1 protein-coding gene is annotated in these 426 nt (G+C 59.2%); it reads left to right on the top strand.

What is annotated here, in order from left to right; all coding sequences use genetic code 11:
- The coding region (locus AC1DF0_RS32365) for a glycine cleavage T C-terminal barrel domain-containing protein (protein WP_477577688.1) at window positions 1-426 on the top strand (426 nt) is incomplete at both ends.

The following is a 426-nucleotide window of genomic DNA, read 5'->3' as shown; positions in this document are numbered from 1 at the left end:
GGCAAGAAGTACAACCTGACGCCATATGGCACTGAAACCATGCACGTACTGCGGGCCGAGAAGGGCTTCATCATCGTCGGTCAGGATACTGACAGCTCGATGACCCCGGACGACCTGAACATGGGCTGGTGTGTCGGTCGCACCAAACCGTTCTCGTGGATCGGCTGGCGTGGCATGAACCGCGAAGACTGTGTGCGTGATCAGCGCAAACAGCTGGTTGGCCTGAAGCCGATCGATCCGACCAAATGGCTGCCGGAAGGTGCGCAACTGGTGTTCAACACCAAGCAAGCGATTCCGATGACCATGGTGGGGCACGTGACTTCCAGTTACTTGCACAACTCCCTGGGCTATTCGTTTGCCATGGGCGTGGTGAAAGGCGGCTTGAAGCGCATGGGTGAGCGGGTGTTCGCACCGCTGGCCGACGGC

It is taken from the genome of Paenibacillus sp. 05T425, assembly GCF_056396205.1.
The sequence above is the reverse complement of the archived record's forward strand: the minus strand, read 5'-3'. Positions and strand labels throughout refer to the sequence as shown.